Source organism: Elioraea sp. (assembly GCF_022842375.1).
Classification (GTDB): domain Bacteria; phylum Pseudomonadota; class Alphaproteobacteria; order Acetobacterales; family Acetobacteraceae; genus Elioraea_A.
In genome coordinates, this window is record NZ_JALHPR010000022.1 from 1 (window position 1) to 17,548 (window position 17,548).

Annotated in this window: 19 protein-coding genes; 11 read left to right on the plus strand and 8 right to left on the minus strand. The window is 68.7% G+C overall.

Features of this window, described 5'->3' with window-relative positions; translation table 11 throughout:
* The 3 genes from Q0C38_RS16725 to Q0C38_RS16735 form a co-directional block, all read right to left on the minus strand.
* Nucleotides 1-227: hypothetical protein (locus Q0C38_RS16725; protein WP_291298255.1), on the minus strand; the 227-nt coding region annotated here is incomplete at its 3' end.
* Nucleotides 224-1,735, minus strand: a complete 1,512-nt coding sequence (gene rfaE1 / locus Q0C38_RS16730) for a D-glycero-beta-D-manno-heptose-7-phosphate kinase (protein WP_291298256.1) — start codon at nucleotides 1,733-1,735, stop codon at nucleotides 224-226. The genes rfaE1 and Q0C38_RS16725, both read right to left, overlap by 4 nt.
* 91 nt (nucleotides 1,736-1,826) lie before the next feature.
* Complete coding sequence (locus Q0C38_RS16735; RefSeq protein ID WP_291298257.1) at nucleotides 1,827-2,558, minus strand: metallophosphoesterase family protein; 732 nt, start codon at nucleotides 2,556-2,558, stop codon at nucleotides 1,827-1,829.
* Nucleotides 2,559-2,703: 145 nt separating this feature from the next.
* Between Q0C38_RS16735 and Q0C38_RS16740 the strand changes: the two genes are divergently transcribed.
* From Q0C38_RS16740 to Q0C38_RS16780, 9 genes are all read left to right on the plus strand, one after another.
* Nucleotides 2,704-3,468 (plus strand): ABC transporter ATP-binding protein, encoded by a 765-nt coding sequence (locus Q0C38_RS16740; protein WP_291298258.1) that lies wholly within the window; start codon nucleotides 2,704-2,706, stop codon nucleotides 3,466-3,468.
* Nucleotides 3,465-4,274, plus strand: a complete 810-nt coding sequence (locus tag Q0C38_RS16745; protein ID WP_291298259.1) for an ABC transporter permease — start codon at nucleotides 3,465-3,467, stop codon at nucleotides 4,272-4,274. The genes Q0C38_RS16740 and Q0C38_RS16745 overlap by 4 nt, the downstream gene beginning before the upstream one ends.
* 100 nt (nucleotides 4,275-4,374) lie before the next feature.
* Nucleotides 4,375-5,076 carry a lipid-binding SYLF domain-containing protein gene (locus tag Q0C38_RS16750; protein ID WP_291298260.1) on the plus strand — a complete coding sequence of 234 codons (702 nt, stop codon included), beginning with the start codon at nucleotides 4,375-4,377 and terminating at the stop codon, nucleotides 5,074-5,076.
* Between the two features lie 25 nt (nucleotides 5,077-5,101).
* Nucleotides 5,102-5,575 carry a YcgN family cysteine cluster protein gene (locus Q0C38_RS16755; protein WP_291298328.1) on the plus strand — a complete coding sequence of 158 codons (474 nt, stop codon included), beginning with the start codon at nucleotides 5,102-5,104 and terminating at the stop codon, nucleotides 5,573-5,575.
* 53 nt (nucleotides 5,576-5,628) lie between these two features.
* Nucleotides 5,629-6,570, plus strand: coding sequence for a dihydrodipicolinate synthase family protein (locus tag Q0C38_RS16760; protein WP_291298261.1), 942 nt, complete (start codon nucleotides 5,629-5,631; stop codon nucleotides 6,568-6,570).
* Entirely contained in the window at nucleotides 6,533-7,492 is a 960-nt protein-coding gene (locus Q0C38_RS16765; RefSeq protein WP_291298262.1) for a hypothetical protein, read from the plus strand. Before Q0C38_RS16760 ends, Q0C38_RS16765 begins: the two co-directional genes overlap by 38 nt.
* A gap of 49 nt (nucleotides 7,493-7,541) precedes the next feature.
* Nucleotides 7,542-8,369 (plus strand): pantoate--beta-alanine ligase, encoded by an 828-nt coding sequence (gene panC / locus Q0C38_RS16770; protein ID WP_291298263.1) that lies wholly within the window; start codon nucleotides 7,542-7,544, stop codon nucleotides 8,367-8,369.
* Between the two features lie 8 nt (nucleotides 8,370-8,377).
* The gene (locus tag Q0C38_RS16775) at nucleotides 8,378-9,598 is read left to right on the plus strand and encodes a Coenzyme F420 hydrogenase/dehydrogenase, beta subunit C-terminal domain (RefSeq protein ID WP_291298264.1); all 1,221 of its coding nucleotides are present in this window, start codon (nucleotides 8,378-8,380) and stop codon (nucleotides 9,596-9,598) included.
* A complete protein-coding gene (locus Q0C38_RS16780; RefSeq protein ID WP_291298265.1) occupies nucleotides 9,595-11,400 on the plus strand; it encodes an SLC13 family permease in 1,806 nt (601 codons plus the stop codon). Before Q0C38_RS16775 ends, Q0C38_RS16780 begins: the two co-directional genes overlap by 4 nt.
* A gap of 172 nt (nucleotides 11,401-11,572) precedes the next feature.
* Here the strand turns inward: Q0C38_RS16780 and Q0C38_RS16785 are convergent, their stop codons facing one another.
* Nucleotides 11,573-12,493 carry a DUF6492 family protein gene (locus Q0C38_RS16785; RefSeq protein WP_291298266.1) on the minus strand — a complete coding sequence of 307 codons (921 nt, stop codon included), beginning with the start codon at nucleotides 12,491-12,493 and terminating at the stop codon, nucleotides 11,573-11,575.
* A gap of 86 nt (nucleotides 12,494-12,579) precedes the next feature.
* Nucleotides 12,580-13,503: a DMT family transporter gene (locus tag Q0C38_RS16790; protein ID WP_291298267.1), complete on the minus strand. Its 924-nt coding sequence runs from the start codon at nucleotides 13,501-13,503 to the stop codon at nucleotides 12,580-12,582.
* A 108-nt stretch (nucleotides 13,504-13,611) separates the two neighbouring features.
* Here Q0C38_RS16790 and Q0C38_RS16795 point away from each other — a divergent pair, with 108 nt between their 5' ends.
* Entirely contained in the window at nucleotides 13,612-14,358 is a 747-nt protein-coding gene (locus tag Q0C38_RS16795; protein ID WP_291298268.1) for a M48 family metallopeptidase, read from the plus strand.
* Nucleotides 14,359-14,370: 12 nt separating this feature from the next.
* Here the strand turns inward: Q0C38_RS16795 and Q0C38_RS16800 are convergent, their stop codons facing one another.
* From Q0C38_RS16800 to Q0C38_RS16810, 3 genes are all read right to left on the minus strand, one after another.
* Nucleotides 14,371-14,892: a hypothetical protein gene (locus tag Q0C38_RS16800; protein ID WP_291298269.1), complete on the minus strand. Its 522-nt coding sequence runs from the start codon at nucleotides 14,890-14,892 to the stop codon at nucleotides 14,371-14,373.
* Between the two features lie 77 nt (nucleotides 14,893-14,969).
* A complete protein-coding gene (locus tag Q0C38_RS16805) occupies nucleotides 14,970-15,503 on the minus strand; it encodes a polymer-forming cytoskeletal protein (RefSeq protein ID WP_291298270.1) in 534 nt (177 codons plus the stop codon).
* 240 nt (nucleotides 15,504-15,743) lie between these two features.
* Nucleotides 15,744-16,436: an EI24 domain-containing protein gene (locus Q0C38_RS16810; protein ID WP_291298271.1), complete on the minus strand. Its 693-nt coding sequence runs from the start codon at nucleotides 16,434-16,436 to the stop codon at nucleotides 15,744-15,746.
* 77 nt (nucleotides 16,437-16,513) lie between these two features.
* On the opposite strand from Q0C38_RS16810, the gene Q0C38_RS16815 reads away from it, so the two are divergent.
* Entirely contained in the window at nucleotides 16,514-17,530 is a 1,017-nt protein-coding gene (locus Q0C38_RS16815) for an adenosine kinase (protein ID WP_291298272.1), read from the plus strand.
* The last annotated feature ends 18 nt before the right edge of the window (nucleotides 17,531-17,548 follow it).

Genomic DNA, 17,548 nt, shown 5'->3' on the forward strand with positions numbered 1-17,548 from the left:
GGCTCCGCCGTCGGCCGCTCGCCGATCGCGCGCGCCAGTGCGGCGCGCGCCTCGACCTCGCGGGCATCGCGGTCGTCCAGTGTGGCCGGCAGCATCACGCCAGGCACGATCAGCGCCGGCGTGAGCGGCATCGGCAGCGGTGCCGTCTCGATCGTTTCGGAAACGGTGATCCGCTGCCCGCAGGCGGCGAGCATCAGGAGCGCCGCGAGAGCGGACCGCCGCCTCACCCGCGCAGCCGGGCGATCGTCGCGGTGGTGCTGTTGCCGGGCAGGAGTTCGGCCAGGAACACGCGCCCGCCCCAGCCGCGCACCAGCTCGGCGCCCACCACCGTCTCGATCGTGTAGTCGGCCCCCTTCACAAGAACGTCGGGGCGGAGGGCGCCGAGCAGCGCCTCGGGCGTATCCTCCTCGAACACCGTGACGAGATCGACATCGGCGAGCGAGGCGAGAACGGCCGCGCGCGCGGCCTCTGTCTGCACCGGCCTCGTCGCGCCCTTGAGGCGGCGGACGGAGGCATCGGAGTTGAGGCCGACGACGAGGCGGTCGCACTGCGCGCGCGCCTGGGCCAGCAGGTGCACATGGCCCGGATGCAGCAGGTCGAAGCAGCCATTGGTGAAGCCGATGCGCCAGCCGCGCCGGCGCCAGCGCTCGATCTGCTCGGCCGCCTCGTCGCGGGTGACGACCTTGCGCAGCGCCCCCGTGGCCGGGGCGAGAACGGCGAGCATCTCGGCCTCGCGCGCCACCGCCGTGCCGATCTTGCCGACGACGACGCCGGCCGCGATGTTGGCCAGCCGCGCCGCGACCTCGATCGGCAGCCCGGCGGCAAGCGAGGCGGCCAGCGTGGCCACCACCGTGTCGCCGGCGCCGGAGACGTCGAACACCTCCTGCGCCTCCGCGGCGAAATGGGTGATGCTGCCATCCTTCCGCACCAGGGTCATTCCGTCCTCGGACCGTGTGCAGAGCACCGCGCCGAAGCCGTGCGCGGCGATCATCGCCTTCGCCGCCGCCACCACCTCCCCCGGCGTGTCGGTCGGCATTCCCGAGGCTTCGGCGAGCTCGCGGCGGTTCGGCGTCACCACGTCGGCACCGGTATAGCGCGCATAGTCGGGCCCCTTGGGATCGACCACGGTGATGCGCCCGGCTGCGTTCGCCGCGGCGATGATGGTGCGTGCCGAGGTGCCGGCGAGCACGCCTTTCCGATAGTCGCTGATCACCACGGCACGGCACGCGGCCATCGCCTCGCCGGCGATGCGCACCAGGCGCTCGGCGAGCTTCGGGTGGATCGGGTCGGTGGTCTCGCGGTCGGCGCGCAGAAGCTGTTGGCCGCCGGCGATGTAGCGTGTCTTGAGCGTGGTCTGCCGCCCGCCCTGGACGAGCAGCCACGGCTCGACCTTCAGCTGCCCGCCGATGATGGCGGTGAGGTCGGAGCCCGCGACGTCGTCGCCCACCACCGTGACGAAGGCGCAGGAGGCGCCGAGTGCGGTGATGTTGCGCACCACGTTGCCAGCACCCCCCGGCATCGCCACCTCGCGCTCGACCGCGATCACCGGGATCGGCGCCTCCGGGCTCACGCGCGTCACCGTGCCGTACACGTACCGGTCGAGCATCGCGTCGCCGATGACGAGGACGGAGGCGCGCTTGAGCGCGGCGAGGCCGTTGGCGAGATCGGCGCGGTGCGGGTCGAGGGCGAGGTCCCCCCCGGGTGTCGCTGGGTCCGGTGTCACTGGGTCTGGCATTACCCTGGCCTAGCCGATCGTGGTGCATCCGTCACGTGCGGCGGTCTCGCCAGCGTCCCTGCGTGTTCGTCGGATCCGGCGATGCCCATCGTCATGCCTGGATCAGCGTCAGCTTGTCGGACCAGAACGCGGCGCAGGTGAGGTGGCCGCCGAATACCGCGCCGGTGTCGAGGCCGATGCGGTTCTTGCGCACCACCACGTCCCGCCCCGGCGTGTGGCCATGCACCACCACCGCACCGAAATCGGCCGTGGACGACAGGAACGGCTCGCGGATCCACAGCAGGTCGTCAGGGTCCTGGGCGTCGAGGGCAACACCCGGCCTTACCCCGGCATGGACGAAGAGATACCCCCCGAAGGCGGCCCGGCGGCGGAGCTGGCGGAGGAAGGCGAGCTGCTCCGGTGGGATCGCCGCGGCCCAGCCGGCCGGGTCGCTCCCATAGGCATCGATGCCCCAGGAGGCGAGGGCCGCCGCACCGCCATTGTCGATCCAGCGGGCGATCGCTGCGTCATCCCCGGGGCGTGTCAGGGCATCGAGCATCATCGCCTCGTGGTTGCCGGCGAGGTGCACAGCCTCGGCACCGAAGCGGGGGGGAGGCAGAAGGCGCTCGATCACGCCCTGGCTGTCGGTGCCGCGATCGACATAGTCGCCGAGATACACGATCGCCCGACGCGCCTCAGGCGCGCGTGCGGCGTCCTCGGCGATCAGCTCGTGCAGCGCGTCTAGCTTGTCGATGCTGCCGTGGATGTCGCCCACGGCATAGACGCGCAGGCCCTCGGGCAGGCTGGCGGGGGCTTGGATGATGTCGTCGCTGGTGCCGGGCACGGGGTGTTTCTGGTTCGGGCTTGCTCACGAGGCTCTCGCGCCAAGGTAGAGGGACGCCGGGCGACGCGGAAGGGTGCGCAACCACCGCGTGACTTGCGCTCCTTGCGGGACGGGTCCAAGCCTCCGCCATGAGGAACATCCAGGCATGAGGGACACTGCGGACGCCCCCGCGATCGTCGCCGAGGGGCTGGTGAAGCGTTACGGGCCGGTGACGGCGGTCGACCAGGTGGGATTCGATGCGCGGCCTGGCACGGTGCTCGGCCTGCTCGGGGGAAACGGGGCCGGCAAGACGACGACGATCGCCATGCTGCTCGGCCTGCTGATCCCCGATGGCGGGCGCATCACCGTGCTCGGCCACGACATGGCGACCAACCGGTTCGCGGCACTGTCGCGCATGAACTTCTCCTCGCCCTATGTCGCGCTGCCGCACCGGCTCTCGGTGCGCGAGAATCTCACCGTCTACGGCCATCTTTATGGCGTCGGGGGACTGCGCAAGCGCATCGCGCAGCTGGCCGAGGAGCTTGACCTCGGCCGCTTCCTCGACCGGCCGGCGGGGGAGCTCTCGGCCGGGCAGAAGACGCGCGTCGCACTTGCCAAGGCGCTGATCAACACCCCCGCGGTGCTGCTGCTCGACGAGCCGACGGCGAGCCTCGACCCCGACACGGCCGATACGGTGCGCGGCTGGCTCGAGCGCTACCGCGACAGCACGGGCGCGACGATCGTGCTGGCGAGCCACAACATGGCCGAGGTCGAGCGCCTCTGCTCCGACGTGGTGATGCTCAAGGCTGGCCGTGTGGTCGACCGGGGCAGCCCCGCCGCGCTGATCGACAGGTATGGCCGCGAGGACCTCGAGCAGGTTTTTCTTGATATTGCTCGTGGGACAGGCGTTGCCGCCGAGGCCGGGAGATGAGCGGGCCAGTGGCACTCTCCGGCCGCCGCGTCTGGGGGCTCGTCTATCGCCACCTCGCGCTCTACCGCCGCTCATGGCCCAGGCTGCTCGAACTGGCCTACTGGCCGATCCTGCAGATGACCATCTGGGGCTTCGTGTCGGAGTTCATGGTCCGCTCCTCCGGCTGGGCGGCGGCGGCGTCGGGCGTGCTGATCGGGGCGGTGCTGCTGTGGGAGGTGTGCCTCAGGAGCCAGATGGGCTTTGCCATCTCCTTCCTGGAGGAGGTGTGGTCGCGCAACCTCGGCAACCTCTTCGTCTCGCCGATCAGGCCGTGGGAACTGGTCGCCGGCCTCGTCACCATGAGCGTGCTCCGCATGACGGCGGGCATCGTGCCGGCGATCCTGCTCGCTTGGGCGCTCTACGCCTTCGCGATCACCGACATGGGCTTCGTGCTGATCGCGTTCTTCGCGCTGCTGATGGCGATGGGCTGGGCCGTGGCACTTGCCGTCACCGCCATGGTGCTGCGCCACGGTGCGGGCGCCGAGGCGCTGGCGTGGAGCGTGCTGTTCGGCCTCGCCCCGCTCTCGGCCGTGTTCTATCCCGTGTCGATCCTCCCGTCCTGGTTGCAACCGGTCGCGCTCGCGATCCCCGCGACGCATGTGTTCGAGGGCATGCGTGCGGCGCTGCTGGAGGGAAGCGTGGCGACTGGCCACCTCGCCGCGGCCGCGGTGCTCAATGTCGTCTGGCTCGGGCTCGCGGCCTGGTTGTTCGCCTGGGTGTTCCGCATCGCGCGGCAGAAGGGGCTGCTGCTCAATGTCGGTGAATAGCGCGCGAGAACGTGCGGCCCGCGGCGCAGCAAAGGCGTTGACGCGATTCGGGGCTCTGGCCCATGCCAATGTGAACGATCCTGGGGGAAGGACCCTGCGCATGAACAGGACCCATACGCGACGCTTCCTGCTCGCCGGCACGGCGGCACTTGTCGCCGCGCCGCTCGTCGCTCCACGCAGCGCGCTGGCGGCAGCGGAGCAGCAGGCGCTGGTCGACCGTGCGACGTTGACCGTCAACGAGATCATGACCGACCAGCATGCGGGCGACGTGAAGCCTGCGCTACGCCGCGCGCGCGCGGTGATGGTGTTCCCGCGCGTGTTCCGCGGCGGCTTCATCGTCGGCGGCGAGGGCGGCTACGGCGTGCTGCTGGCGCGCGACGGCGGCGGAAACTGGTCGTCGCCTGCCTTCTACAGCATCGGATCCGGCTCGATCGGATTGCAGATCGGCGTGTCGGACAGCCAGATCATGATCTTCATCATGAACGACCGCGCGCTGAACGCGGTGCTGCAGAACCAGTTCAAGATCGGCGGCGATGCCTCGATCGCGGTCGCGACCATCGGTGCCGGCATCGAGGGTGGCACAACGTCCGCGCTCAGGGCCGATATCGTATCGGTGGCGAAATCGCGGGGGCTGTTCGCCGGCATCACGCTCGAGGGTAGCCTGATGTCGCGCCGCAACAACGACAACGCCGCGTATTTCGGTCGCCAGGTCTCGGCCGAGCAGATCGTCCTGACGATGGAAGTGCACAACCCGGGCGCCGACAACCTGCGCGCCGCGCTCGCCAATTTCTCGCAGGGTTGAGCCTCCGGCCGTGTCTGCCACTCCCGTGCCGCCGGAGCTGCCGTTCTGGCGGCAGAAGACGCTCGAGGAGATGAGTGCTGCCGAGTGGGAAAGCCTCTGCGACGGCTGCGGTCGCTGCTGCCTGCACAAGCTGCGCGATGCCGACGATGGCGCCCTCGCCTTCACCCGCGTCGCCTGCCGGCTGCTCGACGTCGCCGCCTGCCGCTGCACCGACTATGCGAAGCGCCAGCGCCGCGTGCCCGATTGCGTGCGGCTGACGCCTGAGGTCGTCCGCCGCGTCGACTGGCTTCCGCCCACCTGCGCCTATCGCCTGGTCGCCGATGGCCGTGACCTCGCCTGGTGGCACCCGCTCGTCTCCGGCTCGTCCGAGACGGTGCACGAGGCGGGCGTGTCGGTGCGCGGGCGGGCGATCAGCGAGCGCGATGCAGGGCCGGTCGAGGACCACGTCGTCGCCTGGCCGCGGCGCTGGCCGAAGGGTGCCAAGAGCCCACCGGGTTGACGGCGCGCGCGCGCGGGCCTTTCCTCCGCCCATACCTGCGGGAGGAATGACCAATGGCAACGATGCTCGAGCAAGCGATCTACGGCGGCGTGAACGCGGCGGTGCTGACGCCGATGGACGCTGACCTCGCACCCGACATCGGCCTGATGGCGGCGCATTGCCGCTGGCTGCTGGCCAATGGCTGCAACGGGCTGGGCATCCTCGGCACCACGGGCGAGGCGAACAGCTTCTCGGTGGCCGAGCGCATCGCCGTGATGGAAGGGCTGGTTGCTGCCGGCATCCCGGCGGCGAAGCTGATGCCCGGCACCGGCTGCCCCGCCTTCTCCGATGCGGTGGAACTGACGAAGGTCGCGAAGCGCCTCGGCTGCCCCGGCGTGCTGATGCTGCCGCCCTTCTACTACAAGAACCCCTCCGATGACGGGCTGTTCGCCTACTTCTCGGAAGTGATCAACCGCGTCGGCGGCGGCGTGAAGGTGTACGTCTACCACTTCCCCCAGCAATCGGCGGTGCCGTTCAGTCTCGACCTCATCGGCCGGCTGCTCAAGGCGTTCCCCGGCGTGGTCAAGGGCGTGAAAGACAGCTCCGGCGACTACGCGAACATGAAGGCGATGATCGATGCCTTCGCCGCCGATGGATTCGAGGTCTATTCCGGCTCCGACGAGTTCCTCGCGCGCATCCTGCATGAGGGGGGTGCCGGCTGCATCACGGCCGCGTCGAACGTGAACTGCACCGCGGGCGGCGCGGTGGTGCGCGCCTTCCGCGCGGGTGACCGTGCCGCCGAGGAGGCAGCGCAGGCGATCCTCACTGCAACCCGCAAGGTCGCGACGTCGGCCCCGCTGATCGGGGGCCTGCGCGAGGTTGTGGCGCGGCAGACGGGCAACGCCGCCTGGCGCCGCATCCGCCCCCCGAACCTGCCGCTGAAGCCCGAAGCCGCGGCCGCCTACCTCGCCGCGTTCGATGCGACCGGCATCGCGGGGCTCGCGAAGGCCGCGTAGTGATAAGCAGGTTTCACGGACAGTAAGCAAAAAAGGCGAACATCAAGAATTAGGGATAAAGATGAGTGGGCACCCATATTTTCAACGTCAGATTCAAGTGTCTAGCGCCCAGCTCAGTAGGAATGACATCGAGCGTTTGTTCCATATCGTAGAGTCTCAGTTGAAAAAATCTGTCACAATACAGATTGATTCATTTCAGGGTGACGCGGATAAAAAAGATGAATTTTCTGCTCGGGTACGAGAGGTTTTCCTGATCAGTTACAGAGTCAACAAGCCCGATGGTGACAGCTATGCTGGTAACGGAGTGCCTGATTTCTCAGGAGACTCTTTTCCAGAGGATGTCCAATCCATTTACATAAACACGCGGATTCCTTTCGAGGCCCGCGCCAACTTCCCACCCAATAACTTCATGAATATTTTCCTGGACTTTAAACGTCCAAGCTTGGCGATAGACTTCTTGACGATGCCCTCTAATCCAACTGCGAATGGGAGTGAAATAACGATAGAGGGCGATAGTGAATCCTGGGTCATAGAAACGTACCATAAAATAAATGAGTTCTTAAAGAACAAGTCATCTGTGCGGTATTTTATCCATTTCAGCGGCGTCTATGATTTATACTTATATGTATTTGTATTTCCGATGTATCTTTATTTGCTTTGGCGGATACAGCTTTACGTCCCTAACGAGCCGTTGGGACAATCTCTTGTCGCCTTAGTTGCAATATATCTCTATTCCGTTCTACTTGTTGGTCTTTTTGGAAGGCTTTCGTTTCAGTATGCAAGATGGTTGTATCCGCTGCTCGAGTATGAGAGCGCCGCTAAGCGCAACACGATACAGTCCCAAAAGTTATTGATCATGGCCATTTTCACAGGCATCGGTGTCGCGTTTCTATATGATGTTCTGAAGAATTTTTTGTTGTAGATGTTCGATGAAGTAGCGTAGGTCCCCGCGAGGAACGATTGTGGCGGCAATGACTGTTACGCGCGACCTCACCTCGCTCCGCGCCTCCCGCGCGGCCATGCGGGGCCGCGTCGCGCTGGTGCCGACGATGGGGGCGCTGCACGCCGGCCACATCGCCCTCGTCGCCGCAGCGCGCGCGGTGGCGGATCGCGTCGTCGCCTCGATCTTCGTCAACCCGCTGCAATTCAACGCGGCCTCCGACCTCGCGCGCTATCCCCGCACCGAGGAGGCCGACCTTGCGATGCTGGCGGCGGCCGGTTGCGACCTCGCCTGGGTTCCCGCGCCGGAGGCGATGTACGCGCCCGACCGTGCGACCGCCGTGACCGTCGGCGGCCCTGCCGAGCGGTTCGAGGGCGCGGCGAGGCCCGGCCATTTCGGTGGCGTGGCGACGGTGTGCACGAAGCTGTTCCTCCAGGCGCGCGCCGATGTGGCAGTGTTCGGCGAGAAGGACTGGCAGCAATTGCAGGTGATCCGCCGCGTGGTGCGTGACCTCGACATCCCGATCGCCATCCTCCCCGTGCCGACCGTGCGGGAGGACGACGGCCTCGCCCTCTCCTCGCGCAACCGGTTCCTCATGGCGGCGGAGCGTACGACAGCCCCGTTGCTGGCCCGCGAGGGCTTCGCCACCGCGTCGGCGATCGCCGCGGGCGCGGACGCAACCGCCGTGCTTGGGGCGGCCATGGCGCGGCTGGCGCAGGCAGGCTTCGGCGTGGAGTATCTCGCGCTCGTCGCCGCCGAGACGATGCAGCCGCTCGACCGGGCGACCGAGCCCGCACGCCTCGTCGCGGCCGCCAGGCTCGGCAGCGTCCGGCTGCTCGACAATTGGCTCGTGGCGTGACCCAGGGCATGACGGCGCCGTCGCTGCGAGCGCCGGAGCCGCGCGGCCTCTGCACCGATTGCGGCGTCTCGCGCATGGCCGACCATAGGGCCTGTGGCACCGCCTGCCAGTTCATCGCGCCTGACTATCCCGCGATGGAAGCGAAGGTGCATGGCCGTGCGCGCGACTCGTCGCGGCCCGACGAACTCCATTTCGGTCCGTTCCGCCGCATGCTGCGCGCGCGCATGGCCGCGCCGATCGAGGGCGCGCAGTGGACCGGCATCACGACGCGCCTCGCCGAACGCCTGCTCGAGACCGGTGCGGTCGACGCGGTGCTGACCATGGCGCCGGCCGAGGATGATCGCTGGCGGCCGGTTCCCGTCCTTGTCACCCGCGCCGAGGGCATGGCGGGCGTCCGCGGCATGCGCATGGGCTATGCGCCGCTGCTCGCCCTGCTCGAACCCGCCGCCGCGGCCGGCCACAGGCGCATCGCGGTGATCGGCATCCCCTGCCAGGTGTATGCGTTGCGGGCGATCGAGGAGCGCCTGGGTTTCGAGAGCATCACCGTGATCGGCACGCCGTGCTCCGACAACACGACGACAGACAACTTTCACCGCTTCCTTGCGTTGCTGTCGGATGCACCCGACACGATCACCTATCTCGAGTTCCGCGCCGACTACACGGTCGAGCTTCGCTTCGCCGACGGCACGCGCCGCGAGATCCCGTTCCTCGACCTGCCGATCTCGCGCCTGCCGCCGGATTTCTTCCCGCTCACCTGCCGCACCTGCGTCGACTACACCAACGTGCTGGCCGACATCACAATCGGCTACATGGGCGGGCAGGGCGAGCAGTGGCTGCTTGTTCGCAACGAGCGCGGCGAGCGCCTGCTCGACCTTCTCGGCGATGAGGTGGTGCTCACCGCACCGGGCAGCGCGGGCAAGCGGGCGGGGCCGGTGAAGGGCTTCCTCGCCAACACGCTGCGCGCGGCCGGCGGCATGCCGCTCAGGCGCATGCCGAACTGGGTGCGGCCGATCGTCTCGTGGCTGATGCCGCGAATCGGCCCCCGCGGCCTCGAATTCGCGCGTGCGCGCGTCGAGATGAAGGCGGTCGAGACGGTGGTGCACCTCAGGCGCGAGAAGCCTGCGCGCATGAAGCACATGATCCCCGCCCATGTCTGGGCGCTCGTGCGCCCCTACGGCCTCGCGCGCGACGACGATACCGGCAGCGGAAGCGGCGGCCGGGTGCCGTGACACTGCCCCAGGGGCTGCTCGCGGCGATCATCGTCGCTGCGATCGCGATGTTCATCCTGGGGCGGTGGCGGCATGACATGGTGGCGCTGGCTGCGCTGATCGCCGCCGTCGCCGCCGGCCTCGTCGACGGCGAGGCGGCCTTCGCCGGCTTCGGGCACCCGGCTGTGATCACCGTCGCTTGCGTGCTGGTGTTGAGCCGCGGGCTGCAGCGATCGGGTGCGGTCGACGCGCTGGCCTTGCGCGTGCTGCCGAAGGATGCCGGCGAGACGGTGTCGATCGGCGCGTTGACGGTGGTGGCCACGGGGCTGTCGGCCTTCATGAACAATGTCGGCGCGCTCGCGATGGTGATGCCGCTCGCCATCCAGCTCGCCAAGCGCAAGCAGATCCCGCCGGGCCGCGTGCTGATGCCGTTGGCATTCGGCACGGTGCTGGGCGGCATCGTCACGCTGATCGGAACACCGCCCAACCTTGTCGTGGCATCGTTCCGGGCACAGAACGGGGCCGCGCCGTTCGGCATGTTCGATTTCACCCCCGTTGGCCTTCCCGTGGCGATCGCGGGAACGCTGTTCATCGTGCTGGCCGCGCGCTTCCTCGTTCCGGTGCGCCCGGAGGCAGGCCTCGGCGGCTTCGATACGGCGAACTATCTGACGGAAGCGAAGGTGCCTGCCGGTGCGAAGGCGATCGGCATGACGCTTGCCGACATCGAACAGGCGCTCGAGACGGCGAATGCGCAGGTGCTCGGCCTCCTTCGCCACCAGGTGCGCGTGCGTACGCCCTATGCACGGACAGACATCCGCGAAGGCGACATCCTGCAGGTCGAAGCCGATCCCGATGCGCTCTCGGCCCTGCTCGCCGAGCTCGGCCTCGTTCTCGAGGAGGCAGTGAAGGAGGCCAGCAAGGTCGATGCCAGGCCGAGCGGGGAGAAGGCGGCCGAGAGCAAGGCGGCTGCCGGCCCGGCATTGATCGAGCTCGTGGTGCTGCCGGGCGCTGCCATCGCTGGCCGCACGGCGAGCGACATCTCGCTCCGCTCGCGCTTCGGGGTGAACCTGCTCGCCCTCTCGCGCCAGGGGCGGCGCACGACGGAGCGGCTGCGCGCGACACCTCTGCTGCCCGGCGACGTGATCCTGATGCAGGGTGACGAGGACGCGATCGCGAGCTTTGCCGCCGACTATGGCTGCGCACCGCTGGCGGAACGATCGCTGCGTCTGCCCGACAGGACGCAGATCATCCTCTCGGTCGGCCTGCTGGCCGGCGCAGTGTTGGCCACCGTGCTCGGCGTTCCCGCGGCGGTGGCGTTCGCCGCCGCCATGCTCGGCGCGATGGTCACGAACGTGGTGCCGCCGCGCAGCGTCTACACCGCAATCGATTGGCCGGTGATCGTGCTGCTCGGCGCGCTGATGCCGGTGGCTGATGCCGTCGCCGCCACGGGGCTGGCGGAGGTGATCGCCGCCTCCGTCATCGGCGGCATCGCCGGCGGCAGCACAGTGACCGCGCTGCTCGTGATCATCGTCGTCACCATGTTCATGTCCGATGTGGTGAACAACACGGCCTGCGCCGCGGTGATGTGCCCGATCGCCGTCAGCACCGCTGCGTCGCTCGGCGCCTCGGCCGATCCGTTCCTGATGGCGGTGGCGATCGGCGCGTCATGCTCGTTCCTCACCCCGATCGGGCACCAGAACAACACGCTGATCCTGGGCCCAGGCGGGTTCCGCTTCGGCGACTACTGGCCGCTCGGCCTGCCGCTCGAAGTCGTCGTCGTCGCGGTCGCACTGCCGCTGCTGCTGCTTTTCTGGCCCCCGTGACTTGGCCCCCGTGACTTGGCCCCCGTGACTTGGCCCCCGTGACTTGGCCCCCGTGACTTCACCCCCCTGACGTGAGCGGCACCGACCTCAGGGGCGCGAGCGAACCGTCGGCGCGTCGTGGCTGCGAGCCAATTGAAGACCGCTCCGCGTCCGAGTGGGGGCGCTTGGCGTGCTATTGCCGTTGCGCGAGCTCCTCGATCAGCGCACGCGCACGGGGAATGTACTGGCTGTCACCCATGTTCGACTGGATCAGGAAAAACGCCCGCTTGCCTCGCTCGGACCGACAGGTCTCCATTGCTTGGTCAAGCTGATCGGAGGATTTCACGACGTAAGCCCAGTTTTGGGGCCCCATTGGATTATGCTTGTAGCCGGCATAATTCTCAAGAACACGCGCGGTCCAGCCAAGAAGAGCGTACTCGGAGGGCATTTCCGCTGCGATGACAGCCCGCTGCCAACAAACATGTGTGGCTTCGAGATGTGCCAGCGTGCGTGCGACTGTACGCCGGAGAAAACGCGGCGGCGTATGGATATAGTTGAAGCAGGATGCCTCGTCCATGAGCGAGTGACCTGTGAGCGACTGCCGAAAAGAATCAAATAAATAATCCTCGTATGTCCTCGCTGGCGTCTCCAGCAGGACAAGGTCATCCCCGATGAAGTAGTCCTGGGCAGTCATGTTGCCGCAAAGGAAATCGTCGGAATCGAGGAAGGCGATCGCGTCGTATGGCACGCGCGCCGCCGCTGCAAGTTTCACGACCTGCTGGATTCTCCACCCCGACAATTTCACGTCGACGAAGAGTCGCCATCCGAACCGCTCCGTGAACGGCTTCCTGAGCCGGCGCCAGAACTTTCGTGCGCGCTCGATCTGAGGCTGCAGGACGTTCCGGGTGGAGTGGATAGTCAGGCCCTGCTCAGTCCTGAAACGGTCCATGAAAAGGGGAAGATCATCCTGGTCGACATATAGAACATGGTCTATGCCAGGAGAAAACAGCGTCAAAGATCTGCGAAGTAGAGCAAAACGATCAATATCACCGCTATAGCTGACGGTGAGATAGCAAATTCTGCCGTGCCGGCTTTGCTCCTCAGAGGCAACCACGATGAGATCCTCTTGCAGACATCATTCGTCGGAAGCGGGTACCACAGATGCAACTTCATGAGAATGGCCGCGATGCCGCGTGTTGCCTATCGGCCGCGTCTGCTGCGGGAGGTGACGAGCGCGAGGCCGATGAAGATCAGCACTGTCGCCGGCACCACCAGCAGCCCCGGCACCTCGCCGAAAATCAGTGCGCCCCAGCCGAGCCCCGTGACGACGAGAACGTAGCCGACCTGCGAGGCGAACACGCCGCCATGGCGCGTCAGGAGGCGGAAATAGATCGCATACGCAACGGCCGTCAGCAGCCCCTGTGACACCGCGAGCGCATCGGAGATGTTCGGTGCCCGGAACGGTGCAATCTGCCCCCAGGGCTCGCCCGGCAGGAAGGAGGCGAGCGTGAGCCAGAATGACGCGCCCGCCGCGGTGCCGCAGGCCAGCGCCAGGGGGTCGGCCCCGGCGGGGCGGAACTTCACCGCGAACACGTTCGAGACCGCGTAGCACACCGGCACGGCGAGGCACGCGAATGCCCAGCCGATCGCCCCGCCAGGCGGCAGCGCGGCGCCTGGGCTGAGCGCGAGCAGCGTGCCGGCGAGGGCGATGACCACCCCGCCCGCACGCCGCATCGTCGGTCGCTCGATCCCCATCACGGCGGTGAGCACGAAGGTCACGAGCGGTGCGGCCGGGATGACGAGCGAGAACAGTCCTGCCGGCACGTGCCGCAGCGCGAGAAAGCTCACCAGGTTCGGCACCGCGAATCCGATGAGCCCGCTGCCGAGATGAAAGCGCAGGCCCTGGCGGTCGAGCGGCAGGATGCGACGCCGCGCCGCGCCGGCGATGAAGAGAGCGATCGCAGCAACCGTCGCTGCGCGGGCCACGTAGCCGAGTGGGACCGCGCCCAGCGTGAAGCCTGTCTTTCCGATCGCGGGCGTGAGGCCCCAGAGCGTGCCGAGGGCAGCGAGAAGCAGGAATGCCGTGGCATCGGGGCGTGCCGGAATGGTGCTGGTGGCGCTCACGTGCCGCCGACACTACGCCCCGACAGCGCGGCCGTCTGCCCAATCACGGAGACCCATCTTCCTCTGTGGTTGAACCCGCCCCCCTTTGCTTGGCATGTTGGTGCCGACATGCCCCGCCCCCCGAGCTCCCGCACCGCCTTCCCGCTGCTCACGACGCAGAGCACGGCGCGCGAAACCCTGCCGCTCGAGGATGGGGTGATGGAGGTCGAGTGGCGGCGCAGCCCGCGCGCCCGCCGCGTCACTCTGCGCATCGACCCTGCCGCGGGGGCCGTGGTGGTGACGCTGCCGCCGCGCGCCGGGCGCAGCCAGGGCATCGCGCTGCTGCGCGCGCACAGCAGCTGGGTGGCTGAGCGGCTGGCGGCACTCTCGCCGCGCGTTCCCTTCGCCGATGGCGCTCTCGTTCCCCTGCTCGGCCGCCCGTACGCGATCCGCCACTGCCCGGGCGAGGTCGGGGGCGTCTGGCTCGAAGGCGAGGAGATCCACGTTTCGGGCGAGGCTGCGTTCGTGCCGCGCCGCGTCACCGCCTGGCTGCGCGAGCATGCGAGGGCCGAGATCGCCCCGCGCGCCACCATCCATGCCGGACGCATCGGCCGCCGCGTGGCCCGCATCAGCATCAAGGACCAGCGAAGCCGCTGGGCCTCCTGCGCGCCCGACGGCACGCTCGCCTTCTCATGGCGTCTCGTGCTGACCCCGTCCTGGGTCCTCGACTACGTCATCGCGCACGAGGTGGCGCATCTCGCCGAGATGAACCATGGCCCGCGCTTCTGGGCAGCAGTCGCGCATCTGACGCCGCATACCGAGGCCGCAAAGGGCTGGCTCGCGGCCCATGGCCCCAGATTGCTTCGCTACGGCTGAGAGGCCCAGTTCCTAAGGCTGGAAGGGCTGCCTGAGGCCTGCTCGAGCGCGGGCGAGGCCGCGGAGGCAGGTTTCCTCGGCGATGCGTGCGGCCCCCGTCTGCCGTGCGGTGGCGAGCACCACGCGCGGTTCGCCCCCCAGCTCCTCCGCCTCGAGGAATACGTCGAGGAGGCAGGCTGGGCTGCGGTAGAGCCAGGCCTGGGTTCCCTCCTCGTCACGCTTCAGGTCAGGCTCCCCCATCACGGCGAGAAGCTGCCCGTCGGTCAGCCCGGCGAGGTCGCGGGCCGATCGTGGCGAGCGGCCCTCGGAGAATTGTGGCGCCGGGGCGGGTGAGCGCGGTGACGTCGCGGCGGCGCGCGGCACGGCCGCGAGCGTGGCCGAGGCGGGGACGAAAGGGGCGCCGCCAGACGCGCTGGCGGCAGCCTCAGGCGGGTTGGCACGGCCCTCATCGCGCGTGGGTTGAGGGGTTCCGCAGGCCTGGAGGGCGGCCGCCCCCGCGATGAGCGCGAGGGCGGCGAGTTTCGGTCGGGGCATGACGCTCTTTGCGGCGCTCCTGAGGCCCAGGTCTGGAGGTTGCGGGGCGCGGCGCCGCCTGCGGCAGCGGCCTGGTGTCAGGTCCGCGCGTAGGCGGGTTCCGCCGGCGCGGCGTAGGGGTCAGGTGCCGTGGTGGGCGCGGCTGCCGGTGCTGGCGCGGCGACCGCTGCCGGGGCGGCGGCGATCATCTCGATGCGGCCCGACACCTGTGCCCCGTCCTCGACCGTCAACCGCGCGCAGCGGATCGTGCCGGAGAGCCTGCCCGTCGCGCGCACTACCAGCCGCGACTTGGCGGTGATCGCGCCATCGAACGCGCCGGAGATGTCGGCCTCGTCGATCTCGGCTTCGCCACGGAACACGCCCGATTCGGCGATCGAGAGCTCCACCGCGTGATTGAGGCTCACCTCCACCGTGCCGTGGACCTCGAGGCGTTCGCAATCGCTGATCACCCCGCCGGCGAGCGCGATGCCGCGGCCGACGACGAGCGAGCGGCGGTCGGAGCCTGCGGGCTTGGCCGCTGGGGCGGCGGCAGGGCGCATGCCTGTCATTCCCGGCGTGGCGGCCGGTGCGGGGGGAATGCCGGTCGCGGGGAAGCCAGGCTTTGTCGACATCTGTGTCGTGCTCTCGTTGCTGCGGATCGTGGGGCGTTGATCGGTCGGCGCTGCCTGCGGCTGCGCCGGCGGGTCTGACGGTTTGCGCGTCTTCGGGAACAGGGACAGGGGTGTCTTCCTCGGCCTTGGTCGTTTCTGGGTGCTGCGCGGCGCGCAACGGTCGGCACCACGCAGCGCGGAAATCGATCATACACCCGTGCACATGCGTCGCAACGCACGCGAACGGCCAAAACGCAGGCTTCAGATGCGCGCCCCGGGTGAGGCCACGCCAGGTGAGGCAGCGCCGAGCCGTGCCGCGAGGTGCGTGAAGGCAGCGGCGCCCAGCACCGGGACGAGAAGGTTGGCGATCGGCACGAGCATCAGCGCCGCCGCCGGCAGGCCGGCGAGGAACAGCGTGAGCCGGTTCCGACGCCGCCAGGCCCGTGCGTCGGCCAGGTCGAGGCGGCGGAGCGCGGCAAGCTCGCCATACTCGCGCGAGAGCGCGTAGGCAGAGACCGCGAGCCAGATGAGCCAGCCGACGCCTGGCAGCAGCACGGCGATCGGCACCGCGCAGAGCGTCAGCAGCAGCACCCGCCCGGCGAGGCCGAGGCCTGCGCGAAGCTGCTCGCCCACGCCGCTGTGCCGGGCAGGCGGCAGGGTCGGGTAGTGCCGCGCTTCCACCGCATCGGCCACGCCGTCGAGCAGCAGGCCCGCGACGATCAGCGTCGCCGGCCCGAACAGCAGCACCGCAAAGGCGAAGGCCGCGATGCCGCCCAGCGCCTCGAGCAGGCGTTCCAGCCAGCCGCCATCGACCGCCGCACCCGCGATTAGCCAAAGCCCGGCGCCGAACAACAGCGCGAAGATCAGCGCCGCGGCGGCGAGGCCGAGCAGGAGCGGCCGCCGCATGCGCTTGTCAGTCAACTGTTCGATGGCGAGGAACCAGGCCGTGATCATGCGAGTGCGATCATGGCGGAACCTCGCGCGGCAGGCTAAGCAAAGTACGGTTATGGTGATGCATGGCGGGAGTGGTGATGAACAGGATTGCGGCGACATATGGCGTTCTGGGGATCGGCAACGCGATCGTTGACGTGCTCGGCCGCTGCGACGATGCGTTCCTCGCGGCTGAGGGCATCGACAAGGGCACGATGACGCTGATCGACGATGCCCGCGCCGTGGCGCTCTATGCCGCGATGGGTCCCGCGGTCGAGGTGTCGGGCGGATCGGCCGGCAACACGATGGCGGCCTATGCGAGCCTGGTGGGCCAGGCCGGCCCCCCCGGCGCCTTCATCGGCAAGGTGAGGAATGATCAGCTCGGCGCCGTGTTCGCCCACGACATCCGGGCAGCCGGCGTCGCCTTCACCACACCGCCCGCTGCCGATGGCCCGCCGACGGCGCGCTGCCTCATCCTCGTCACCCCCGATGCGCAGCGGAGCATGAACACCTATCTCGGCGCCTGCGTGAACCTGGCCGAGGGGGACATCGACGAGGCGCTGGTCGCCGCCTCCGCCGTGACCTATCTCGAGGGCTACCTGTTCGACCCGCCTGCCGCGCAGGCGGCGTTCCGCAAGGCCGCGGCCCTCGCCCATCAGGCGGGGCGCGAGGTGTCGCTCTCGCTGTCGGACCCGTTCTGTGTCGGCCGTCACCGCGCCGCCTTCCGCGCCCTGGTGCGCGAGGAGGTGGACATCCTCTTCGCCAACGAGGCCGAGATCCTCTCGCTCTACGAGGTGAGCCGGTTCGACGAGGCACTCGCGGCGGTGCGGGCGGAGACCAAGGTCGCCTGCCTGACGCGGAGTGAGAAGGGGTCGATCATCGTCGCCGGCAACGAGGTGCACGTGATCGACGCCGAGCCTGCCCAGGTGGTCGACACGACCGGGGCGGGCGATGCCTATGCGGCGGGGTTCCTGGCCGGGCACGTGCGCGGGCTTGGCCTCGCGATGAGCGGGCGGCTCGGGTCGCTGGCAGCGGCAGAGGCGATCAGCCACTACGGCGCGCGGCCGGTGCGCCCTCTGGCCGCGCTGGCGGCAGAGCGGCTCGGCCTCGCCGCCTGATCGCGATGTGGTGAGGGG